Raw genomic sequence first — 19,956 nt, 5'->3', positions numbered from 1 at the left:
TTCTTGAGTTGTTCTCAACGCATTAAACGTTATTTTTCGATAGGTCGTGATATGAAAAAAAGTACTCTAATTAATTCTGAACTCTCTTACTTAGTGGCGACTCTTGGCCACACAGATGAAATCACGATTTGTGACGCGGGCTTGCCGATTCCAGATCACGTAACTCGTATTGATCTTGCCTTAACTCATGGTGTTCCGAGCTTTCAGCAAACAGTAAAAACCATGCTGGATGAATCTCAGATTGAAGGCGTTGTGATTGCAGAAGAGTTTGCGAAAGTAAGCCCAGACCATCACGCTGCACTGATTGATTTAGTTAAGACAGAAGAAGCGCGTTGCGGCAAATCGCTTTCGATTACTTACATCACTCATGAAGAATTCAAAGAGCGAACGCATGACAGCCGCGCGGTTATTCGCACTGGCGAATGCACGCCATACGCAAATGTTATTTTCCAAGCTGGCGTAACCTTTTAACTCAAGCTCAGCGTTTGAACCTAAGCGCAACGACAGCTCAGTGTCATCACTGAACCAAAACAATCAAATACAACTGGCCCCGAGTAAAGGAACCGACATGACTCAAGCCATTTTAGAACTTAGCTCAATTGAGAAAGCCTTCCCAGGTGTTAAAGCACTAGATAAGGCGAGCCTCAACGTTTACCCAGGGCGCGTAATGGCGTTAATGGGGGAAAACGGTGCAGGTAAATCAACGTTGATGAAAGTGCTTACCGGCATTTACCACTTGGACGGCGGCACTATCGCATACCAAGGTAAACCCGCAGCATTTAAAGGACCACGTGATTCACAACAAGCCGGCATTAGCATCATTCACCAAGAGTTGAACCTAATTCCTGAGCTAACCATCGCCGAGAACATCTTCTTAGGTCGTGAAATCACAGGCACCATGGGACGTATCTTGTGGAACGAAATGTACCAAGAAGCGGACAAGCTACTTAAACGCCTTAACGTAAAACACAGTTCAAAAATTCCTTTAGGTCAGCTAAGCCTTGGTGAGCAGCAAATGGTAGAGATAGCGAAAGCCCTATCGTTTGAATCTAAGGTCATCATCATGGATGAGCCAACGGATGCACTAACCGATACCGAAACTGAGTCTCTATTTAAAGTAATTAACGAACTACGTGATGAAGGCTGTGGCATTGTTTACATCTCTCACCGTTTGAAAGAGATCTTTGAGATTTGTGATGACATCACCGTGCTTCGTGACGGTAAGTTCATTGGACAATGTGAAGTAAAAGACACCGACGAAGATGGCCTAATCGAGATGATGGTTGGCCGTAAACTGGACGAGCAATATCCACGTATCGGACAGAGCCACGGTGAAACCTGCCTTGAAGTGATTGGCCTGACTGGTTCTGGTGTTCATGACGTGAGCTTTACTCTAAAGCGCGGCGAGATTCTTGGTGTATCTGGCCTAATGGGTGCAGGTCGTACCGAACTGATGAAAGTGATTTACGGTGCCCTTCCAAGTGAACGCGGCGTCATCAACCTAGAAAACAAAACCATCAACCCGGTAAGCCCGAAAGATGGCTTGGCGAATGGCATTGCTTACATCTCTGAAGACCGTAAAGGCGATGGCTTAGTTCTAGGGCTTTCAGTGAAAGAGAATATGTCTTTATGTTCACTTGACCTACTGACAAAGAGCGGTCAAATCCAACATAAAGACGAAGTGATCGCCGTGGATGACTTCATCAAGCTCTTCAACATCAAAACCCCGACTCGCGAGCAAATCATTGGCAACCTTTCTGGTGGTAACCAACAGAAAGTGGCTATCGCTAAAGGCTTGATGACAAAACCAAAAGTATTGATTCTCGATGAGCCAACGCGTGGTGTCGATGTCGGTGCTAAGAAAGAGATTTACCAACTCATTAATAAATTTAAAGCCGACGGCATGAGCATTATTTTGGTCTCATCTGAAATGCCAGAAGTGTTAGGAATGAGTGACCGCATCATGGTGATGCATGAAGGCCGTGTAAGCGGTGAATTTGATGCTAAAGAAGCAAACCAAGAATTATTACTGGCGTGTGCGGTCGGTAAAAAGATCAACGAGGACGCAGCATGAGTACTAAAACCATGAGCAAAACAACTGAAACTGAAGCGCCAAAGAAAAAACCATTAATCAGCAAAGAGTGGCTGATTGATCAAAAGTCATTGATTGCTTTGATCTTCCTGATTGTTGTCGTTTCTTTCCTAAACCCAAACTTTTTTACTGTCGACAACATTCTGAATATCCTGCGTCAAACCTCAGTTAACGCGATTATCGCAGTCGGTATGACACTGGTTATTTTAACCGCGGGTATCGACTTGAGTGTCGGCTCTGTACTTGCGCTTTGTGGTGCATTCGCAGCCAGCATGATTGGCATGGAAATCCCTGTGATGATCGCAGTGCCAACCGCTCTAGTAGCTGGTGCAGCATTAGGTGCTATTAGTGGTGTGATTATCGCTAAGGGTAAAGTCCAAGCCTTCATCGCAACGCTTGTAACCATGACACTACTTCGCGGCGTAACCATGGTTTACACCGACGGTCGCCCTATCTCAACAGGCTTCACAGACACAGCAGACGCATTCGCTTGGTTCGGTACAGGCTACGCAATGGGCATCCCAGTTCCAGTATGGATCATGGTCGTGGTGTTCGCAGCAGTATGGTACCTATTAAACCACACACGCTTTGGTCGTTACGTTTACGCACTGGGTGGCAACGAATCAGCAACTCGCCTATCAGGCATCGACGTAGACAAAGTGAAAATCGGCGTTTACGCAATCTGTGGCCTGCTAGCTGCAGTGGCTGGCATCATCGTGGCATCGCGTTTGTCATCTGCTCAACCTACCGCAGGTATGGGTTATGAATTAGACGCCATCGCAGCCGTGGTTCTTGGCGGCACAAGCTTAGCGGGCGGTCGTGGTCGCATTATGGGTACATTGATAGGTGCACTGATTATCGGCTTCCTAAACAACGCCCTAAACCTATTAGACGTATCTTCTTACTACCAGATGATTGCAAAAGCAGTGGTTATTCTTCTGGCAGTATTGGTCGACAACAAAAACAAATAAGACTCTAGTTTGAGTCAATGCAACACCCTGCTTTATCTATAGAAAACCCATAGAAAAGCACCTTTAATTGAAATATCTATCAGTAACAAACCTATAAACATTAAATCTATAAATAATGTAACAACGAGCTAGGGTTATCCAACCTAGCTCACCCTACATAAAGGACTTACACCATGAAAAAATTAGCGACTCTTATTTCTGCTGCCCTTCTTTCTACAACAGTATCTGTGTCTGCACAGGCGCAAGATACAATGGCAATCGTTCTGTCTACACTGAATAACCCATTCTTTGTAACCATGAAAGATGGCGCAGAAGCGAAAGCAGAAGAGCTAGGCTACAAGCTTATCGTTCTTGATTCTCAAAACGATCCAAGCAAAGAGCTTTCGAACATTGAAGATCTAACCATTCGTGGTGTTAAGGCAATCCTGATTAACCCTACAGATTCAGATGCAGTGTCTAACGCAATTCGCATTGCTAACCGTTCAAACATTCCAGTACTGACACTAGACCGTGGTGCAAGCCGTGGTGACGTAGTGAGCCACATTGCTTCTGATAACGTAATTGGTGGTGAAATGGCGGGTCACTACATCATGGAAAAAGTGGGCGAGAAAGCGAAAGTAATTCAACTTGAAGGTATCGCGGGTACATCGGCTGCTCGTGAACGTGGCGAAGGCTTCATGAACGCAGTAAACGGCAGCGACCTTGAGCTTCTTGCAAGCCAACCTGCTGATTTCGACCGTACTAAAGGTCTGAACGTAATGGAAAACTTGCTTGCTGCTAACCCAGATGTACAAGCGGTATTCGCTCAAAACGATGAAATGGCACTAGGTGCTCTTCGCGCCGTTCAGGCTTCAGGTAAAGAAGTGATGATCGTTGGCTTTGATGGCACTGAAGACGGTATCGCTGCTGTTAACCGCGGCCTACTAGGCGCAACGGTTGCACAACAGCCTGACCTAATCGGTTCTTTAGGTATTGAAATAGCAGACAAAGTACTGAAAGGCGAGACAGTAGACGAGTACGTACCAGTAGCTCTAAAAATCATCGCTAAGTAAGCTTGTTTGTTACTAAGTAGTTCAGTTTAACGCTGAAATCTAATTAAGCAGGGAGTCCCCTAGCTCCCTGCTCATTAGCTCACTAACTTGCTGACTCAAGAAAAAACAAAAAAACCGACAGTGCATCGCTGTTTCTCATAAGCCGTCTAACAAGGCGAGCAATTTACGTAATGAGAAAGACCCATGCATTTTCAAATACGATATATCATAAGGCTCGTATCATGACTCAACTGATTGTTTTAGGTAGCGTTAACGCTGACCACGTACTGCAAGTTCCTTCGTTCCCTCGTCCGGGTGAAACCTTGATTGGCGGTAACTATCAGGTCATCCCTGGCGGCAAAGGCGCAAACCAAGCCGTAGCGGCAGCAAGATTAAACGCAGACATTGGCTTCATCGCCTGTGTCGGTGACGACCCATTTGGTATCAACATTCGTCAAGATTTGGCTAAAGATGGCATCAACATCGACGGTGTGATCGTTGCAGACAACACGCCGACAGGCATCGCGATGATCCAAGTATCCGCAACAGGTGAAAACAGCATTTGTCTTTCTGCTGAAGCCAACAACAAGCTGACTTGCGACCAAATTGAACCGCATCTAGAGAAGATTCGTAGCGCTAAATACCTTCTAACTCAACTTGAAACGCCAATTGAAGGCATTGAATACGCAGCAAAAGTAGCTAAAGAGAGCGGCACTCAAGTTATTCTTAATCCGGCTCCTGCTCGTCCATTATCAGATTCATTGCTTGCTTGTGTTGATGTGATTACACCCAACGAAACCGAAGCAGAAGTTTTGACAGGCATTACCGTTACTGACAGCGCATCCGCTCATCAGGCAGCTTTGGCTTTGCACGCAAAGGGCATCGAGACGGTAATGATCACGCTTGGCGCAAAAGGCGTTTGGGTAAGTAAAAACGACAAAGGCGAGCTCATTGCAGGGTTCCGCGTTGAAGCAACGGATACAACCGCTGCTGGTGATACCTTCAACGGCGCATTGGTGACAGGCTTGCTTGAAGATATGCCACTTGAGCGCGCGATTAAGTTTGCTCATGCCGCTGCTGCTATTTCCGTAACTCGCTTTGGTGCTCAAACGTCGATTCCGAACCGTTCTGAAACCGATGCGTTTTTATCAGAGCAATTATCTGCCTAACTTTAGACCCATTTGAAGGCTTAACTCCTGAGCTAAACCGTAGTTAACGGATGTTAGCTTTCAAATTCGGTAACAACAAATAACAAGCATAAGCCCCTGTATTCAGGCAGAATATCGCGCAACGTGGCAAGTTACTCCCACAAGGATTTTTTTATGGCAACAATGAAAGACGTCGCTCGGCTAGCAAAGGTTTCTACTTCAACCGTCAGCCATGTGATCAACAAGTCACGTTTTGTCAGTGAAGAGATTGCTGAGCGTGTTAACAGTGCGGCTAAAGAACTCAACTACGCGCCGTCTGCATTGGCTCGCAGCTTGAAAATGAAGCAAACCAAAACCTTGGGTATGCTGGTTACTACCTCTACAAACCCATTCTTTGGCGAAGTAGTAAAAGGTGTTGAACGTCGTTGTTATGAGAAAGGCTACAACCTTATCTTGTGTAACACCGAAGGCGACAGCGACCGTATGAAGTCATCTATCGATACCTTGTTGCAAAAGAGAGTCGATGGCTTGATGTTGATGTGTTCAACCCTTGAAGGGCAGCATATTGACGTATTTGAACGCTACCCAGAACTACCTGTTGTGGTCATGGACTGGGGCCCAATGCTGTTCGCGAGTGATAAGATCCAAGACAACTCGCACCAAGGTGGCTACATGGCGACCAAGCATTTGATAGACAACGGCCACTCTCAGATTGGTTGTATCACCGGCCCACTTCACCGCAATCAAGCCTCTTCTCGTTATCAAGGCTTCAAGCAAGCGATGGAAGAAGCAAAGCTAGAGATCAACCCTAAGTGGATTGTTGAATCCAACTTCGAATGCGACGGCGGTTTTGACTCTTACCAAACACTAAAAACCCGAGGCGTAATGCCGTCAGCAATCTTCGTGAGTAATGACATGATGGCAATGGGTGTGATTCACGCTGCCGCACAAGATGGCACGTCGATTCCAAACGATCTTTCGATCATTGGCTACGATGACATCCACTTGTCAAAATACATGACCCCAGCATTGAGCACTATCCACCAGCCAAAACACCGTTTAGGTAAAGCGGCGGTAGATACTCTCTTGAACCGACTCAAAACACCAGATGCGTATCCGCAAGTTGTTGAGTTAGAGCCAACGTTAGTTGAACGAAGCAGCGTCAAAGCGATTTAGGGCTCAGCCCTCCACAGACTAAATCACAAAGGGCAAGGTTATCTAACCTTGCCCTTTTCGATTCTATTGCGTTTTACTTGTCTTGTTAACGATTCAACGCAGACGCTATCTGTTGTATTTCATCTAACACATCAACACCATTGTATTGAGGCGCAATAGACAAGTCTTGAATATTAATCGTTTCAACAGACTGATGCTCACTGAGTTGAAGCATTAAGTCTCCCTTCGGTGAATAGGTTCTACTGCCGCCACAATATGTCGCGGTAAAGGCATCAACCACATCTTGCCCGACGCGATTACAGGTCACGATATGACCCCCTTCTTCTAACGCTCTTGCTTGTGCAATGGCAAAGCTATGATGACCACCAAAATTCGCAGGATGGAGAATAACGTCTACCGACTGATACGGTCTCATGATCTCCGGGAACCATATATCAAAGCAAATCGCGACACCGAACTTCAAGCCTTTGTATTCAAAAGTAAGAAGTTCATTTCCTCTAGAAAAGTACTCTTTGTCGAATTTCGTTTGACTGACTTTTCTGTATTTATGACGCAAACCTGAACCATCAACCACCACAACGCTATTGTAATACTGACCATTATCTTCCTCAGCGACACCCGCAACGATTAACGTCTGATGTTTCGTGGCAAGCGCAGTTAATGAATCAATGGTCGGGCTGTTATTGAAGTCTTCACACAGTTCATGAATTTCTGCGGCATCGTTAAAGATATATCCAGTAGAGAACAGTTCAGGCAGCAACGTGATATCACCCACTGCCGTCTCAGCTTCCAAAAGCTCAGAGACTCGCGAGATGTTCATTTGTTTATTTTTGTATTCAACTTCAAGCTGGACAAGAGTGACGCTGACACTATTCAAAATCGAATCCTTATTCGGTAACACTTCAAACTTGAGACTAAGAACGACAGGGTAAGATAATCCCCCATCGCTTGCTGACTCGAGCGCCAATGGTTGAAGCAAGCGCACACTCTCATAAGCACTCAGTTCATATACTTCATCAGCTTGGGCTCTGGCAAAACTGGTGGTGTGCTGTCCATGTAGGTTAAGAAGTTTTCCCACACCTCATGCGTTCTTTGTTTAGTCAGCTTAGTTTTGCAAGAAAGCGCCATAAGACCTCGAATTGAGCCATCACGCCATTGGGTATACACCGAGTCACAATGTGCCGTCATGTAAGCTTGCCAACTGTCTTGAGCCATCTTGATTGAGCTAACCAACTCCGCATCATAAGCATTGTGTTCAAAGCTCGCTTCAAGGTATTGATCAAGCTCCACTTGTGCAGTATCCAACTCAATCGACGCACAGTGATTGATCTCTATGGTATTCATTGCATTCTCGCAATCGACAACATCATCGGAGGCTGATGCAAGCAAAGGTAAACACGTTAATAACACGACCGTTAAAGCCTTTTTCATTATTTATCCCCTAATTCAAAAGCACATATATGCGCCCTATTAATGCCAAGCATTACGAATCTTAACGACATAAGACGCCAATTGTTGATAACTGCGTTTAGGATTATGTCCAAAAACCACAAGAGCATACAACCACAGAACAAGAAGCATGGAAAACAAACCTGACTGGAAACCATCTAGGTACAACTCAGGTAGCAAGTCGACTACCTTTTGATAGTTCACAATTGAAATTGTTGTTTTACTGCTAATCAACTCATACGTTAAGCTTATTGGGCCCACTAAGGCCCAAACTAAAAACCACGACACGCCTGCGACAGGCACTAAACTCAGTAGCGGCTTAAGTTGCTTAATTGGAAAAATGAAATACAAAAGCATAATCAAATATAGAACGGCTAAAAACAAGCTCCATCCGTTAACGCTGACTCCAAAAATCCGATAACGCTCATCGACATACATGACTAACACTACCGTCCCCAATACGCTAAGCGATAATAATTTGCCCACATACCTCGTTTTAGAAAACCTGATCAGTACATAGCCAATCACAAGAAGAAAGCACGAAAGCCAAGCTAACACTTCTGGTTTGGTCTCAAAAAGACGAGGTGTTGCGGAATTAGACAAGATAAAGATCGCGTAGGTAGGAGCAATCATCAGAAACGCGATAAACACACGCACCAACATCCAAATCATATTTTTAATCATTACGCTCAAATCCACTCACTCGCATTATTTCAAAAATTACAGTTTTCCATTTGATGATAAAAAACCGGAAACAATCCGCTTCATCAAAAAACGCAAAAGTACTGAACAAAAAAACGACACTCTCAACCTTGGAAGCATATCTAACATCCTGATTTCTATAGTGCGACCATGCGTTACGCTATTTATATCAATAACTCAGACTTTTGTTCACACTATTTATGCATAAGCTTGCGTTATTATCGCTAAATTTATAAATTAAGTTGCATGCACACACCAATCGGTCACGCTTCTCTTAATATGGATATCAAGTACCACCATTTTGCCAAAACTTCGTTCTTCTTTGCCATTTCTTTCTTTTTTTTCATGGCATTGCTTATTCCTTTGACACCTTCTCATTACCAAACGTTAACCGAAGACACATCAAGGTTAGTAGAAACGAGGTTAGAAGGAATTCAATCAAGGTTCGACCGATTTTTATCTGAAATTACCCCAGATCAGCCTTGCGACGCGATTGTTAGACAACTTCGACAAAACGTTTTTGAAGCCGATTGGGTGAAAGAAGCCGCGGTGTTCGACAAGGAGAGTCGATTTTACTGTTCAACCACCGATGGTGAGGTTTCATTTCGCTTATACAACACCATCAGGCAGCGGCTCAATGACGCCCCAAATTTAACCACCTTATCGTATTCAAACTCAGCGATTACTAAGGTGCAATCCATTATGCTGATATTCTCGACTAAGGAAGGCTCAGGAGTGAGCCTGATGATTCCTCCGCACTTCATCTTTGAGCTTGTAGAAGCTAATTTGAATAGCCAGGGCATTAACTCTAAAGTTGAGGTGATCAAAAGAGACATTCACCCTACCGACCTCGGCTCATACAACGCGACAGTACGGATACGGTCAGACATCTACCCATTCACCGTCACCTCATACATTGGTTATCAGTATTATATTAACTTCATGCTGAGTCACTTATGGTTTGGCTTTCTCATGGCCGGAATTACGACCATTATTCGCCTTTCCCTCAAGCATAAAAAACAGAGCCAACGTAGCTTAGAATATTCGCTATCCAGTGCTCTGAAAAACAAACACCTACATGTTCACATGCAACCTATCGTTAATCAAAGCACCAATAAAATCGTAGGCTGTGAGTCATTATTGAGATGGAACGATCCAATTGAAGGTAACGTATCCCCTGCTATCTTCATTCCATTGGCTGAAAGTTTAGGCTTGATTGAGAAGCTGACCTATTTCGTGCTGCATGAAGTGTTAACGACATTAAAAAGTAATCAAGAGGTGTTTGCATCAAAGTACATCAGCGTCAACATCAGCCGAAACGTTGTATCCAACAGTAACTTCACGAATAAAGTGATTAGCATCTTTAAAAGACACCCTGAGATTCTCAAGCAAGTGGTTTTCGAGGTGACAGAGGATGGTGAGTGTTCTGATGCCGATATGGTCAAAATTAAGGACAACTTGCAAAAGCTATCTGATCTTGGTGTAAGAATTGCCATAGATGACTTTGGTACTGGCTACGCAGGATTAGACTTTGTAAGGCAATTTCCGTTCAGTATTCTCAAGATTGATCGCGTGTTCGTGAAAAACATATCCGACGAATCCAGTTTTGGTATCCCACTATTAGAATCCATGCTTCAGCTATCACGCACCTTAGGCATGCAAGTCATAGTTGAAGGCGTTGAGTACGAGTCACAACTGAAGATCTTGTCGAAACTAGGCGTCGACTACATCCAAGGCTTCTACTTCTATAAACCGATGCCAATAAGTCTCGCCATTAGCTTGATCAAACAGCAAGATTTTGAATCAGATAACGTTGAGAAACAAACAAACCAGACATTTCTTGCTACATAAGGCACTGAAAAAAATATAACACAAAGACTATAGATATCCTTTGATAAACATTTAATTCATCGCATCATTGGTGCATCACAAGGGATATCATGGAAAAGAAACTTCAAATCAAACTGGAGCCTAGCCTGCTGCTACTGAGAATTGGCATTTTGATCGTCTTCTTGTTCAGGGGCTTGGATAAGCTCCTTGTCCCTGAGCACGTGACATTCTAATTTGAAGCATGTTAGCCCACTACTAGGAGTGTGGTAACTCGAATTGGGTTCACTCTTAATTACTTGTTATACAAAGTTATCTACCTGACCAATAATCCATAACTTTCGGATATGCATGATATCTAAGTCCGTATAAAATAATCCCAGCAATTGCAGACTGACATGCTAGATTGATTACCACTTGAGTGAGATTAGGCTGATCGATTGCATAAAAATGAATGGCAACCCAAGGGGCAAACGCAATCATACTTGATATAAAAACATTCCCTCTTTGATACTTCATGATAAACCAAGTTTGAAAAGCAGGAATTATTAGAAAGCCTCCCATCATCGTTAGAATTACACTCAAAATCCCAGCAAAAAAAGCCGTTATAGATGAAGCCAATAAATGCATTAACAACTTAGCAATACGATTTAGCACTCTACCTCCCTTTCTATATAACGAATAACATGGATTTCCCCTTCCGAGGTTCTACAATATTTATGTGGTATCTATTTCTGCGCTATCTAACTAGCTAAAAACCACTTTAGCCTTCATGCCGTAAACCAAAATGGTAAGGTCATACTTCATAACTCGGTAACCCACTCTAAATTGCGGACTACAATAGCAAATATGTCACTCATGCGTATAAGCGTGAGGCCTGTGGTGGTTATCACAACCTTACCTTGGCCTCACTTGTCTTGAGAGAAACCTCAAAGCAATGTGCCCTTCAAGCCTAATCGTACAGTTTACTTAATAAAATGGTGCCGGGATTGCTCAACACTCAGGGATTTAGTGTTGCCAGCGTGAAGCCTTAATCCTTATTCGTTTATGTGGATATCAGCTAGCATGCGTTGAAAGGTGGTTCTGTTCTATAAAAATATGCCATTGCAATCTTCATGGCCATCCATCCTTCATATGTGAACATATCTTGGGGGGCATTTAAAGGGAACTCGATATATTTATAAAGTGGATTACTTTCATCAACACTCTCAATACTAATAAATTCCCAATTCTCCTCCGCCATTTTCATTTCAGATTGAATACTAGCAATATCTAATGTAGTTTCAGCAATAAAAAATAACTGGGGTTTACCTCCTCGGACGAGCTCCCTTGTAAACGCAAGCGGTATTAGGCTATATTGATCTGGTCTAAGTCCAATTTCACTTTTTATTTCCTTTTCTATTCCTTTACAGAAAAAGTCGAATGATAAGGTATTCGTAATAGTATCATTTTCATTCCATGCAAAAACCCCAGATGCAGAGCAATGGAATTTACCTAGGCCGTTATCCATTATAGCTTGTTCATTCCCACGAATGGGTATCAGTACTTCTTTTGTATTTGGATTAACGACAATAGCAGCCACACCTAGAGTATTTGAAAGTATTGATGATCTTAGAGGAGTAATTAGACCATTATGAGCTTTTTCATAATCATTTCGAATCGTTAGTAATGGGTCTTCCCCTAATACACCAGAAGCCCAATCTAAAGTTAGATTCGTTGCGACTTGATCAAAGTAAGTAGCTGGTTGGATATGAATTTTGTTTTCCGTTATATCAAAATTAGTGATACGTATTGAGTAATCGTTTTGCCACTCGCCTGATGTATCATCAATTTTTATCTTGCCTAAGGCTTTAAATAGTTCTACTGCTTTTTCTGAATGTTCTTTTAAATAGTCGGGAACCTGGTATTTCGCGTCAATAAAACACACTTCTAAATCATCTACATTTTTTCCATAAGAAAAGCCTTTATTTCCTTTTCTTAGAGGTATGGTTTCAGCATATGGTGCGCGACAGAATTTATATTCTTTTTCTAACTCATATTGACTATAGAATCTAACCAAATTATTAGTGTTAGATTCGACAAAAAGACCGATTTTATCTTGAGCATTTATTCCAGTTCTAGTCCGTTTTATCTTCCCTTTTTCAACTAAAGGAATGTTCGCAGCGAACCCTCCCACAAATGGAACGCTAATCTGTATAGTTGGATTTTCTTCTTTATAACGTTTCCAAAACCTCTTTAGACTTCCGATTACTGCTTTCATTCAAAACCCTCGATGTTAAAATCCATATTACGAATGACATGGATCCCCCCCTTTCGAGGTTCTGCCACATTTATGCGGTACCTATTTCTACGGTATCGACCTAGCTAAAAACCACTTTAGCCCTCATACCACAGGCCAAAATAGTAAGTCCTGCTTCATAAAGCATCACCCACTTTAACCTACTGACTACAATAGTAAATATGCCATTCATGCGTATAGGCGCTGAAGCGTGTGACAATGCACAATATTGGACAAGAACACTAAATAAACTAGGTCATACGGCCGTATTTTTAATATTGATTTTGGCATGTGTAAAGCTTGAGCCAACTCACTTAGCAGAAAGACAACGAGAACAAGGCTGGGGGCATTTGTGGAATAAGAATAAACATGGCGACAATAAACAGCAAATGACTAACGGCTTGATAAGATGACTATCACAACCTTACCTTGGCCTCACTCACCTTGAGAGAAACCTCAACACGATGTGCCCTTCAAACCTAATCGTACAGTTTGCTTAACAAAGTGACTTTGGGCTTATGCAAGCTTCAGGGGTAAATGCTGACTGTGCAACATCTCACCCCTTCTGAATTAGGATTACCTTTAATTCTCTAATGCTACTTAGCTCTCATATCTAAAATAGGCATATTTTCACCACCCAACATTGTTGCTGGCAGCTTTCCGTCCCAATTTTGAGCTTCGGTCAGTTTAATGATTAATGGGTTATCCCCAAGAGCTTTGGCCTTTGCATTAATCGCTTCTGCTTCAGCAAAACCTTTTAATTTAATCGCCTTCGCTTCAGCTATAGCGATAAGCTCAATACCATCAGCTTCGGCTTTTGCCGTATTTACGGCTCTTTGAGCTTCTAAGTTTTGTCTAGCCAGTTTATGTTTCTCTGCTGCGGCTAAGTTTTTCTCAGTCTGCTTAGTCTCGATTGAGGTAAGGTATTTTTTTGGTAGGGCTATATTTTCAATCTGTATATTATCTACGCTTACTGGAAACGCGGCCATTTCTTCAATTAAGTTTGATTCAATTGCCTGAATAGCACTTGCTCTATCTTGAATCAGTTGCTCTGCATCATACTTGGGAATCACATCCTTAGTTGCTGACCTAAACCTAGGGTCAAGAATGCGAGCTTCAAACTGTGGAAGACCGCCATACTGTCTAAAGAGATCTAACGCTGCAGATTTGTCTACCGTCCAGTTAACGGATACGACGACCGTGACTGGCATCTGCTCTTTTGTGCTTGAGGCCATTTTCTCTTCATTCTTGCGTGTCCGAACTTCAATCTCTTCAACGCTGTCGATAAACGGAACTTTAAAATGTAAACCTGGGCTTACCTGTGTTTTCGCTTCACTAAAGCGCTTAACAATACCAATGTGCCCCTCATTAACAGTATAAACGGAACTAAAGAGAACAAAAGCAACGGTAATTCCGGCACCTACCTTCTTAATAGGTAAGTTAAGTTTCTTCATTTCTACAGCTTGTTTCATGCTTTTTACCAACCAACTTATTATATGTGTAAATAATCAATATCAATCCTAACGCCCGTAAGAAAGTGAGCCCCACAGAGCTAACCAAGTACACGGTACTTTTATCATAACCGCCGAGCGTAACACATCATATTAGTCCTTATTTTTATTACTTGCCTGTTTTATATTCCATCACGAGCCTTACTATTTCATCGAGTTCCTCGCGTTCGTTTGACGAATATAACCCAGACTCTACAACACCAACGTCATCGTTATTGAAAACACCGACACGTAACTCATACTTTTTGGTTAAAAGGTATCCAGCGATGCCAATTATGGAAAACACACCAATACCAGCAAGTGGACGAAAAAGGAAAATAGGTAAACTAAACACAACCGCAATAAAAAACGACCTTGTGATTTTACTTTTAATGTCATGCTCTTTAACGTAGATATTTTCTAACGTATTAAGCTTAAGAGGCTTTGGGCTCTTCCTTGTTACAATCGAATCAGACTCAAGCCAAATATTCTTTTTGCCACTTTCCATTGTTCCTCCTCCATAAAGCCAACCAACTTAAAATACGATAACCCTATCTTTAACAACACCTTACCAGTCAAAACTTGCAAGGTAAATGATTAACGCTATTGATTCTCATTATCATGAGTGATGTCAGTTCATAATTTGATGGTGACTTTAACCTAGCCGAAAGGCATCGAAAATAAAGAGAATGGCATTTTCGGAATCAGAGGAGATGTGATGACGAAAGAAACCAAGAACAGCTAACTGGTTGATAAGATTGCTATCGCAACCTTATCTTGGGCTTGTTCAACACTTGGGATTTAGTGTTGGCTGCGCAACACCTTAATCCTTATTCGTTATGTGATGTTTTTCAGGCACTAATAGAAGCCAGACATAACCTCTAATGGTAACGATAAAAATTTTTCATTTCTGTTTTTATGGAAATTCACTAAAATCCGAGCTCTTTAATTTACATGATAAGAAAACAACACCAATGAAACACATCGCACTAGCTTTATTTCTAGCTCTTTCAGCTTTTACTGCTTACGCACACTCTGGTGGCACAGACAGTTACGGTTGTCACGTAGACTCACGCACAGGTGTGCGTCATTGTCACTAATTCTACTAATGTACTCGTTCTTCTACATTGATAAAAAACAGTTTCAGAAGAGCAGTTAGAAGAATTAATTTCTCAATGCATGACACCGAGTTGTGTTATGTTATGTCTATTTAAAATAAAGTTAGATTGGACGACCACGTCAAAATGAAAAAAACAATCGCAATAATTGCAATTCTTTTCACAGCGAATGTATTTGCTAACACACACACGACTATTATCAATGGCGATCGTGATAATAAAACATGTAGCACTATTGGCGACATTACAATTTGTAACTAACCAAGCCACTATTTGGCGGGGCTAAACCTCGCTATTTTCTACTTCCCGGCATTCTTACCCCATTCAAAATAAAAACGGGAAATGATACTCATCAATCCTTTGCATAATAAGGAATATCGTACCATTTAATTGGTAATTGGTGCATGATAGTATGCACGCGATTTACACCACCCTGGAAATACCAATGTTAAAAAAACTTGTCGCTACTTTTTCAATAATGCTACTTGCAGGCTGCGCTAACAACGCAATTGTTGAGTTACAAAAACTAGATACAACGTATTTAGAAAACAAGGAACTACTGATAATTGACGATGGCCGAACAAAAGACTCAATTAAAAAAATCATTGCTGCAAAATTAGACGAATACGGATATGACTACCAAGTTATTGATATCTCTCAGTCCAACTCAAAAACCACAGACGCCCCAAAACTAACATATTCTGCAAACTGGTGGTGGGATATGGCTACTTATATGCGTTACCTAAATGTTGAGGTTAAAGATAAAGGTCAAACGATTGCACTAGTAAAAATTGACACAGTAAAGTGCGGTGGCATTGATAAATTTGGTTCCGCTGAACGACGTACTCAAGTAACACTAGATCTTTTACTTAGTGATTTGACAAAAGACGAAGCAAACGAACTAATCTGTCTTGGTGGTACGCCAAACAACTAGTTCCTAAGGGCCTCTACTACGAGGCCTTTATAATACACGCTTCAACTAACATTTTTATTATGTGATTTTTTGAACTTAATGCCAAAATCCCCTTGCTTTAACTCAGCGTGGAACAACTTTATTTCCGTGCCCACTATTAATTTCTTGACTATTTCAATGTCTATTGGTGACGCTCTTACGCCAAAAGAGATTGATAAGATTTTTCCGGGTAACGGATAACCTCTATCACCTTGTGGTTTAAAAGTTCGCAACTCTTTTTCATATTTCCATTGCAAATATTTTGTGTATAAAATCTCTTTGCAATGATGCATTAAACCTATCTTTTTCAAGTAAAATTTTTGTATTCAATGACGGATAACTTTTAGTATATTTTACTTTTCTAGTTACCTCATGATTGCCCAATTCATTCTGCTCGTTTCTTTCTAGCTCAATAAAAATTCCATTGTGATTATCAGCATAATGAGACCACATTAGAATATCAGTTGCGTTTTCTGTCAGTAATACGATTCCAAAGTTTTCAAATGATGATGAAACCTATCAATATCTGGAATTACATTTTTGAGTTTGAATGCCATAATGTCTGGCTCATTGGGAAAGGCTCGTGCGATTTTATTTACATTAGTAGATGAAGTCATGGCGGTATTGCTGGGAAACGAGCATTTCGTATCGAAAGGATCATTAAATGACTCAGGTAGTGCATAGTTAATGCGTTCTGAAGCTATAATATCTAGTGTGAATTGATTCAGGGGCTTGTATTTTTATAAGGACGTCACTTCAGAATTTTTCATACATTTTCCACTCTACCTAAACATTCACACCTAATCACATAACAGCTATGTTAGACAGAATAATCCTGAATTTTGTCTCTGAAACAATTCTGTCTAGTTTCCAAGACGCGCTGCACTAGGTCCAATAACCCATTTAATAACATCATCTTACCTACTTATCTTCGTATCAGACATGACGAAAAGCAGAAAACCACCCAATATGTGAGTTGTTCATATCTTGGGTGTCGTGCTCTCAAACAAAAACGCCGACATGATAGTCGGCGTCTACGTTATAAGTATGGATGAATAAGAGGTAATAACTACTTTGCCATGGCACTCAAAAACTCGGCTTCGAACTCTTGATCGGCTTCTCGGGTTAGGCACTCCACTAGCCATTCGATGCTTTGATGGTCGAGCTTACTGTTGACTACGAACGCTTGCTTCACACCAAATTGATCCAGCTTGGCAGAGCCGTAGTTCTTGAATGATTTGTTGCCGTGATAATGGAGTGACTTAATTGCTTCTGCATTCGGTTCTGGTAAAGCATCGAGTGTGTTAGCAAGCTGAATCACCAACTCCATTGGGTTCTTAGAGGAAGATATGCGATACAGAAAACCGCCCTCCACTCTTTGGCGCACCCAGTAATCAAATCCGCTGCAATCCATCACTTTGTCACTGACCAGTGCGGCTTCACTACGATAACCACACGGCTCTACGACAACAGGTGTGTGTTTGAATTCTGGCTGTCCTGATGCAGCATCGGTATGAGGCAAGATCAGGTCACACGGCTTGCTGTCTTTGGCGGTCGGGGCGTTCCAGTGAATTGGCATGAAGACTTGTTCGCGGCGCATCTCTTTGGTCACCACTAGGCGGGCTTGGCACTCCCCTTGTGCGCTGCGTACTTTCACCACCGGGTTAATAGTGGCGTGGTTGAAAGCATCTAGCCCGAACTCTTCCAAGTTCAGTTCTGAAACCGTATCAGGGTGCATGGCGACAAAAGGCTCTGGCGTATGTTCACCTAAACCCGCCGCCAAGCCTGTGCGACTCATGGTGTGCCATTGGTCTCGGATTCGACCTGTGTTCATGATAAGTGGGAATTCAAGGCTGGTATCAGCAATGGGTTTGTCGTGTTCGACTGCAATAAACTGCGCTTTACCAGATTCGGTAAAGAACTCGCCAGTGGTGAACATACGCTGCTCAATGATCTCTGGTTGATATTTTAGCACTGGCCATTGCTGTGGAGTGAGTTCGCCATAGCCTTTCTCATCCAGTTGAGTGAGTCCAATTAAGCATAAGTCACGTGCTTTGCCTGTTTCATTGCCGAGCGCTGTCATCTCGCAATACTCTTTAAAGATCTCACCTTCGTGGCGATAATCAAACTGATCGTTGAACCCCATTTTTTGCGCCACTTCTTTCAAGATCCACCAATCGGGTTTGGCTTCGCCTGGGCTTGGTAATATACGGCGCTGCCTTGATATACGGCGCTCTGAATTGGTCACAGTACCCGACTTTTCACTCCAACCCTGCGCGGGCAGCACCACATCAGCCAAACGCGTGGTTTCCGTATCGGCAATGCAATCAGACACCACCACAAACGGGCACTTCTCTAATGCGGTTTTGATTTTTTCGCTATCCGGCAAACTCACGACGGGGTTGGTTGCCATGATCCACACGGCTTTTATCTTACCGTCGTTCATCGCATCAAATAGGTCTATAGCTTTTAAGCCAGCATGAGTCGCTAAGCTGTCGGTTTGCCAGAACTCACTAACGGTTTGGTGTGATTGCGGATCACCAAACTCAAAGTGCGCCGCTAACGTATTGGCTAAACCGCCCACCTCACGCCCGCCCATGGCGTTCGGCTGACCCGTTACAGAGAATGGCCCCATACCCGGATTACCTATTTTCCCGGTGGCTAAATGGCAGTTAATAATGGCATTCACCTTGTCACACCCTTGTGTAGATTGGTTCACGCCTTGGGAGTAAATGGTCAGCACTTTCTCGTTCGAAGCAAATAACTTGTAGAACTGTTCGAGTTGCTGCTCGGTAAGCCCTGTTAGCTCAGGAACGCTTTTGTCTCCCTTACTTGATTCGGTATAGTCTGATTCGGTATAACAATAATGACTTGCAGAACGAATCGCTTCAGTAAAGCCTTGAGTGTGGTTTTCTATATAGTCTGAATCTAGCTTGTCGTTATCGTCGAGATAGCCCAATAAGCCGTTAAACAACGCCACGTCTGAGCCAGATTCCAATGCCAAGTGAATGTCTGCGATTTCACAGGTGTCGGTATAACGCGGGTCGATGACGATGACTTTCAATGCAGGGTTGGCTTGTTTCGCGGCTCTTAGCCTTTGGAAAAGTACCGGATGACACCATGCTAGGTTGGAGCCTGTAATCACAACCAGATCGGCTTGCTCGAGATCTTCGTAACAGACAGGTACGGTGTCTGCGCCAAATGCTCGCTTATGCCCAACCACGGTTGAAGCCATGCACAGCCTAGAATTACTGTCGATGTTGCCACTGCCGATGAAGCCTTTCATCAGTTTATTGGCAACGTAATAGTCTTCGGTAAGCAGCTGACCAGACACATAGAACGCAACCGAATCGGCCCCAAATTCTTCAATCGTTTGATTGAATTTGTCTGCAACCAACTGAGTAGCACTATTCCAATCCAGCTCTTGTTTTTGCTCATTCTGAATATGAGCAGGCTGTGTTAGGCGTCCTAAAGGCGTCACAGTATCACCGAGCGCAATCCCTTTAGTACATAGCTTTCCATAGTTTGATGGATGATCTTTATCACCACGCACTTCTAGTTTTCCTAACGATGTCGGTCTCGCTTCTATTCCACACCCTACACCACAATAAGCACAGGTTGATTTTATCCAGCCGCTGTTTGAATCGGTCATCCGTTTCTCGCTCAATTATCCATAATTGTAATAACTGAAACCAAGCAAATAGCACGCCACTTAACACCAC

At 42.6% G+C, this 19,956-nt stretch carries 19 protein-coding genes and 2 pseudogenes; 11 read left to right on the top strand and 10 right to left on the bottom strand.

The window, feature by feature from the left end:
- Positions 1 to 51: 51 nt before the first annotated feature.
- The 6 genes from rbsD (at position 52) to ACED60_RS00320 (ending at position 6,418) form a co-directional block, all read left to right on the top strand.
- Positions 52 to 471, top strand: a complete 420-nt coding sequence (gene rbsD, locus ACED60_RS00345) for a D-ribose pyranase (protein ID WP_009844907.1) — start codon at positions 52 to 54, stop codon at positions 469 to 471.
- Between the two features lie 97 nt (positions 472 to 568).
- Positions 569 to 2,074 (top strand): ribose ABC transporter ATP-binding protein RbsA, encoded by a 1,506-nt coding sequence (gene rbsA / locus ACED60_RS00340; protein WP_371726626.1) that lies wholly within the window; start codon positions 569 to 571, stop codon positions 2,072 to 2,074.
- Positions 2,071 to 3,063, top strand: coding sequence for a ribose ABC transporter permease (gene rbsC / locus ACED60_RS00335; protein WP_009844905.1), 993 nt, complete (start codon positions 2,071 to 2,073; stop codon positions 3,061 to 3,063). The genes rbsA and rbsC overlap by 4 nt, the downstream gene beginning before the upstream one ends.
- 173 nt (positions 3,064 to 3,236) lie before the next feature.
- Positions 3,237 to 4,115, top strand: a complete 879-nt coding sequence (rbsB, locus tag ACED60_RS00330) for a ribose ABC transporter substrate-binding protein RbsB (RefSeq protein WP_012600805.1) — start codon at positions 3,237 to 3,239, stop codon at positions 4,113 to 4,115.
- 221 nt (positions 4,116 to 4,336) lie between these two features.
- Positions 4,337 to 5,263, top strand: a complete 927-nt coding sequence (gene rbsK, locus ACED60_RS00325) for a ribokinase (RefSeq protein ID WP_371726625.1) — start codon at positions 4,337 to 4,339, stop codon at positions 5,261 to 5,263.
- A 153-nt stretch (positions 5,264 to 5,416) separates the two neighbouring features.
- Positions 5,417 to 6,418, top strand: coding sequence for a substrate-binding domain-containing protein (locus ACED60_RS00320; protein WP_012600807.1), 1,002 nt, complete (start codon positions 5,417 to 5,419; stop codon positions 6,416 to 6,418).
- Positions 6,419 to 6,503: 85 nt separating this feature from the next.
- On the opposite strand, the gene ACED60_RS00315 is transcribed toward ACED60_RS00320, so the two are convergent.
- The 3 genes from ACED60_RS00315 to ACED60_RS00305 all read right to left on the bottom strand — a co-directional run bounded on the left by ACED60_RS00315 (position 6,504) and on the right by ACED60_RS00305 (position 8,551).
- Positions 6,504 to 7,295, bottom strand: coding sequence for a carbon-nitrogen hydrolase family protein (locus tag ACED60_RS00315; protein WP_029222843.1), 792 nt, complete (start codon positions 7,293 to 7,295; stop codon positions 6,504 to 6,506).
- A gap of 122 nt (positions 7,296 to 7,417) precedes the next feature.
- On the bottom strand, positions 7,418 to 7,849 hold the full coding sequence (locus tag ACED60_RS00310; RefSeq protein WP_009844901.1) for a lysozyme inhibitor LprI family protein: 432 nt from the start codon (positions 7,847 to 7,849) through the stop codon (positions 7,418 to 7,420).
- 39 nt (positions 7,850 to 7,888) lie between these two features.
- Entirely contained in the window at positions 7,889 to 8,551 is a 663-nt protein-coding gene (locus ACED60_RS00305; RefSeq protein ID WP_371726624.1) for a hypothetical protein, read from the bottom strand.
- A gap of 297 nt (positions 8,552 to 8,848) precedes the next feature.
- Here ACED60_RS00305 and ACED60_RS00300 point away from each other — a divergent pair, with 297 nt between their 5' ends.
- Positions 8,849 to 10,420, top strand: coding sequence for a cyclic diguanylate phosphodiesterase (locus tag ACED60_RS00300; RefSeq protein ID WP_371726781.1), 1,572 nt, complete (start codon positions 8,849 to 8,851; stop codon positions 10,418 to 10,420).
- Between the two features lie 288 nt (positions 10,421 to 10,708).
- On the opposite strand, the gene ACED60_RS00295 is transcribed toward ACED60_RS00300, so the two are convergent.
- Positions 10,709 to 11,053: a hypothetical protein gene (locus tag ACED60_RS00295; RefSeq protein WP_240797166.1), complete on the bottom strand. Its 345-nt coding sequence runs from the start codon at positions 11,051 to 11,053 to the stop codon at positions 10,709 to 10,711.
- 69 nt (positions 11,054 to 11,122) lie between these two features.
- Here ACED60_RS00295 and ACED60_RS00290 point away from each other — a divergent pair.
- Positions 11,123 to 11,289 (top strand): annotated as a pseudogene (locus ACED60_RS00290) (IS110 family transposase); the annotation flags it as partial.
- Between the two features lie 167 nt (positions 11,290 to 11,456).
- Here the strand turns inward: ACED60_RS00290 and ACED60_RS00285 are convergent.
- Positions 11,457 to 12,656, bottom strand: coding sequence for a hypothetical protein (locus ACED60_RS00285; protein ID WP_371726623.1), 1,200 nt, complete (start codon positions 12,654 to 12,656; stop codon positions 11,457 to 11,459).
- A gap of 61 nt (positions 12,657 to 12,717) precedes the next feature.
- On the opposite strand from ACED60_RS00285, the pseudogene ACED60_RS00280 reads away from it, so the two are divergent.
- Positions 12,718 to 12,940: pseudogene (locus tag ACED60_RS00280) on the top strand (IS110 family transposase); the annotation flags it as partial.
- Between the two features lie 330 nt (positions 12,941 to 13,270).
- On the opposite strand, the gene ACED60_RS00275 reads toward ACED60_RS00280, so the two are convergent.
- A complete protein-coding gene (locus ACED60_RS00275) occupies positions 13,271 to 14,146 on the bottom strand; it encodes a prohibitin family protein (protein WP_371726622.1) in 876 nt (291 codons plus the stop codon).
- Between the two features lie 148 nt (positions 14,147 to 14,294).
- Complete coding sequence (locus tag ACED60_RS00270) at positions 14,295 to 14,672, bottom strand: hypothetical protein (RefSeq protein ID WP_371726621.1); 378 nt, start codon at positions 14,670 to 14,672, stop codon at positions 14,295 to 14,297.
- Between the two features lie 466 nt (positions 14,673 to 15,138).
- On the opposite strand from ACED60_RS00270, the gene ACED60_RS00265 reads away from it, so the two are divergent.
- Positions 15,139 to 15,264, top strand: coding sequence for a YHYH domain-containing protein (locus tag ACED60_RS00265; RefSeq protein WP_102257609.1), 126 nt, complete (start codon positions 15,139 to 15,141; stop codon positions 15,262 to 15,264).
- Between the two features lie 463 nt (positions 15,265 to 15,727).
- Positions 15,728 to 16,216 (top strand): Sbal_3080 family lipoprotein, encoded by a 489-nt coding sequence (locus ACED60_RS00260; protein ID WP_032555003.1) that lies wholly within the window; start codon positions 15,728 to 15,730, stop codon positions 16,214 to 16,216.
- Between the two features lie 41 nt (positions 16,217 to 16,257).
- Here ACED60_RS00260 and ACED60_RS00255 read toward each other — a convergent pair whose 3' ends face one another.
- The 3 genes from ACED60_RS00255 to ACED60_RS00245 all read right to left on the bottom strand — a co-directional run bounded on the left by ACED60_RS00255 (position 16,258) and on the right by ACED60_RS00245 (position 19,901).
- On the bottom strand, positions 16,258 to 16,527 hold the full coding sequence (locus tag ACED60_RS00255; protein ID WP_009844891.1) for a hypothetical protein: 270 nt from the start codon (positions 16,525 to 16,527) through the stop codon (positions 16,258 to 16,260).
- Positions 16,475 to 16,687, bottom strand: a complete 213-nt coding sequence (locus tag ACED60_RS00250; RefSeq protein ID WP_083783993.1) for a DUF2971 domain-containing protein — start codon at positions 16,685 to 16,687, stop codon at positions 16,475 to 16,477. The genes ACED60_RS00255 and ACED60_RS00250 overlap by 53 nt, the downstream gene beginning before the upstream one ends.
- 616 nt (positions 16,688 to 17,303) lie before the next feature.
- Complete coding sequence (locus tag ACED60_RS00245) at positions 17,304 to 19,901, bottom strand: molybdopterin oxidoreductase family protein (RefSeq protein WP_371726620.1); 2,598 nt, start codon at positions 19,899 to 19,901, stop codon at positions 17,304 to 17,306.
- Positions 19,902 to 19,956 lie beyond the last annotated feature (55 nt).

The sequence above is a fragment of the Vibrio sp. 1F279 genome (assembly GCF_041439815.1).
Taxonomy (GTDB): Bacteria; Pseudomonadota; Gammaproteobacteria; order Enterobacterales; family Vibrionaceae; genus Vibrio; species Vibrio tasmaniensis_A.
The sequence above is the reverse complement of the archived record's forward strand: the minus strand, read 5'-3'. Positions and strand labels throughout refer to the sequence as shown.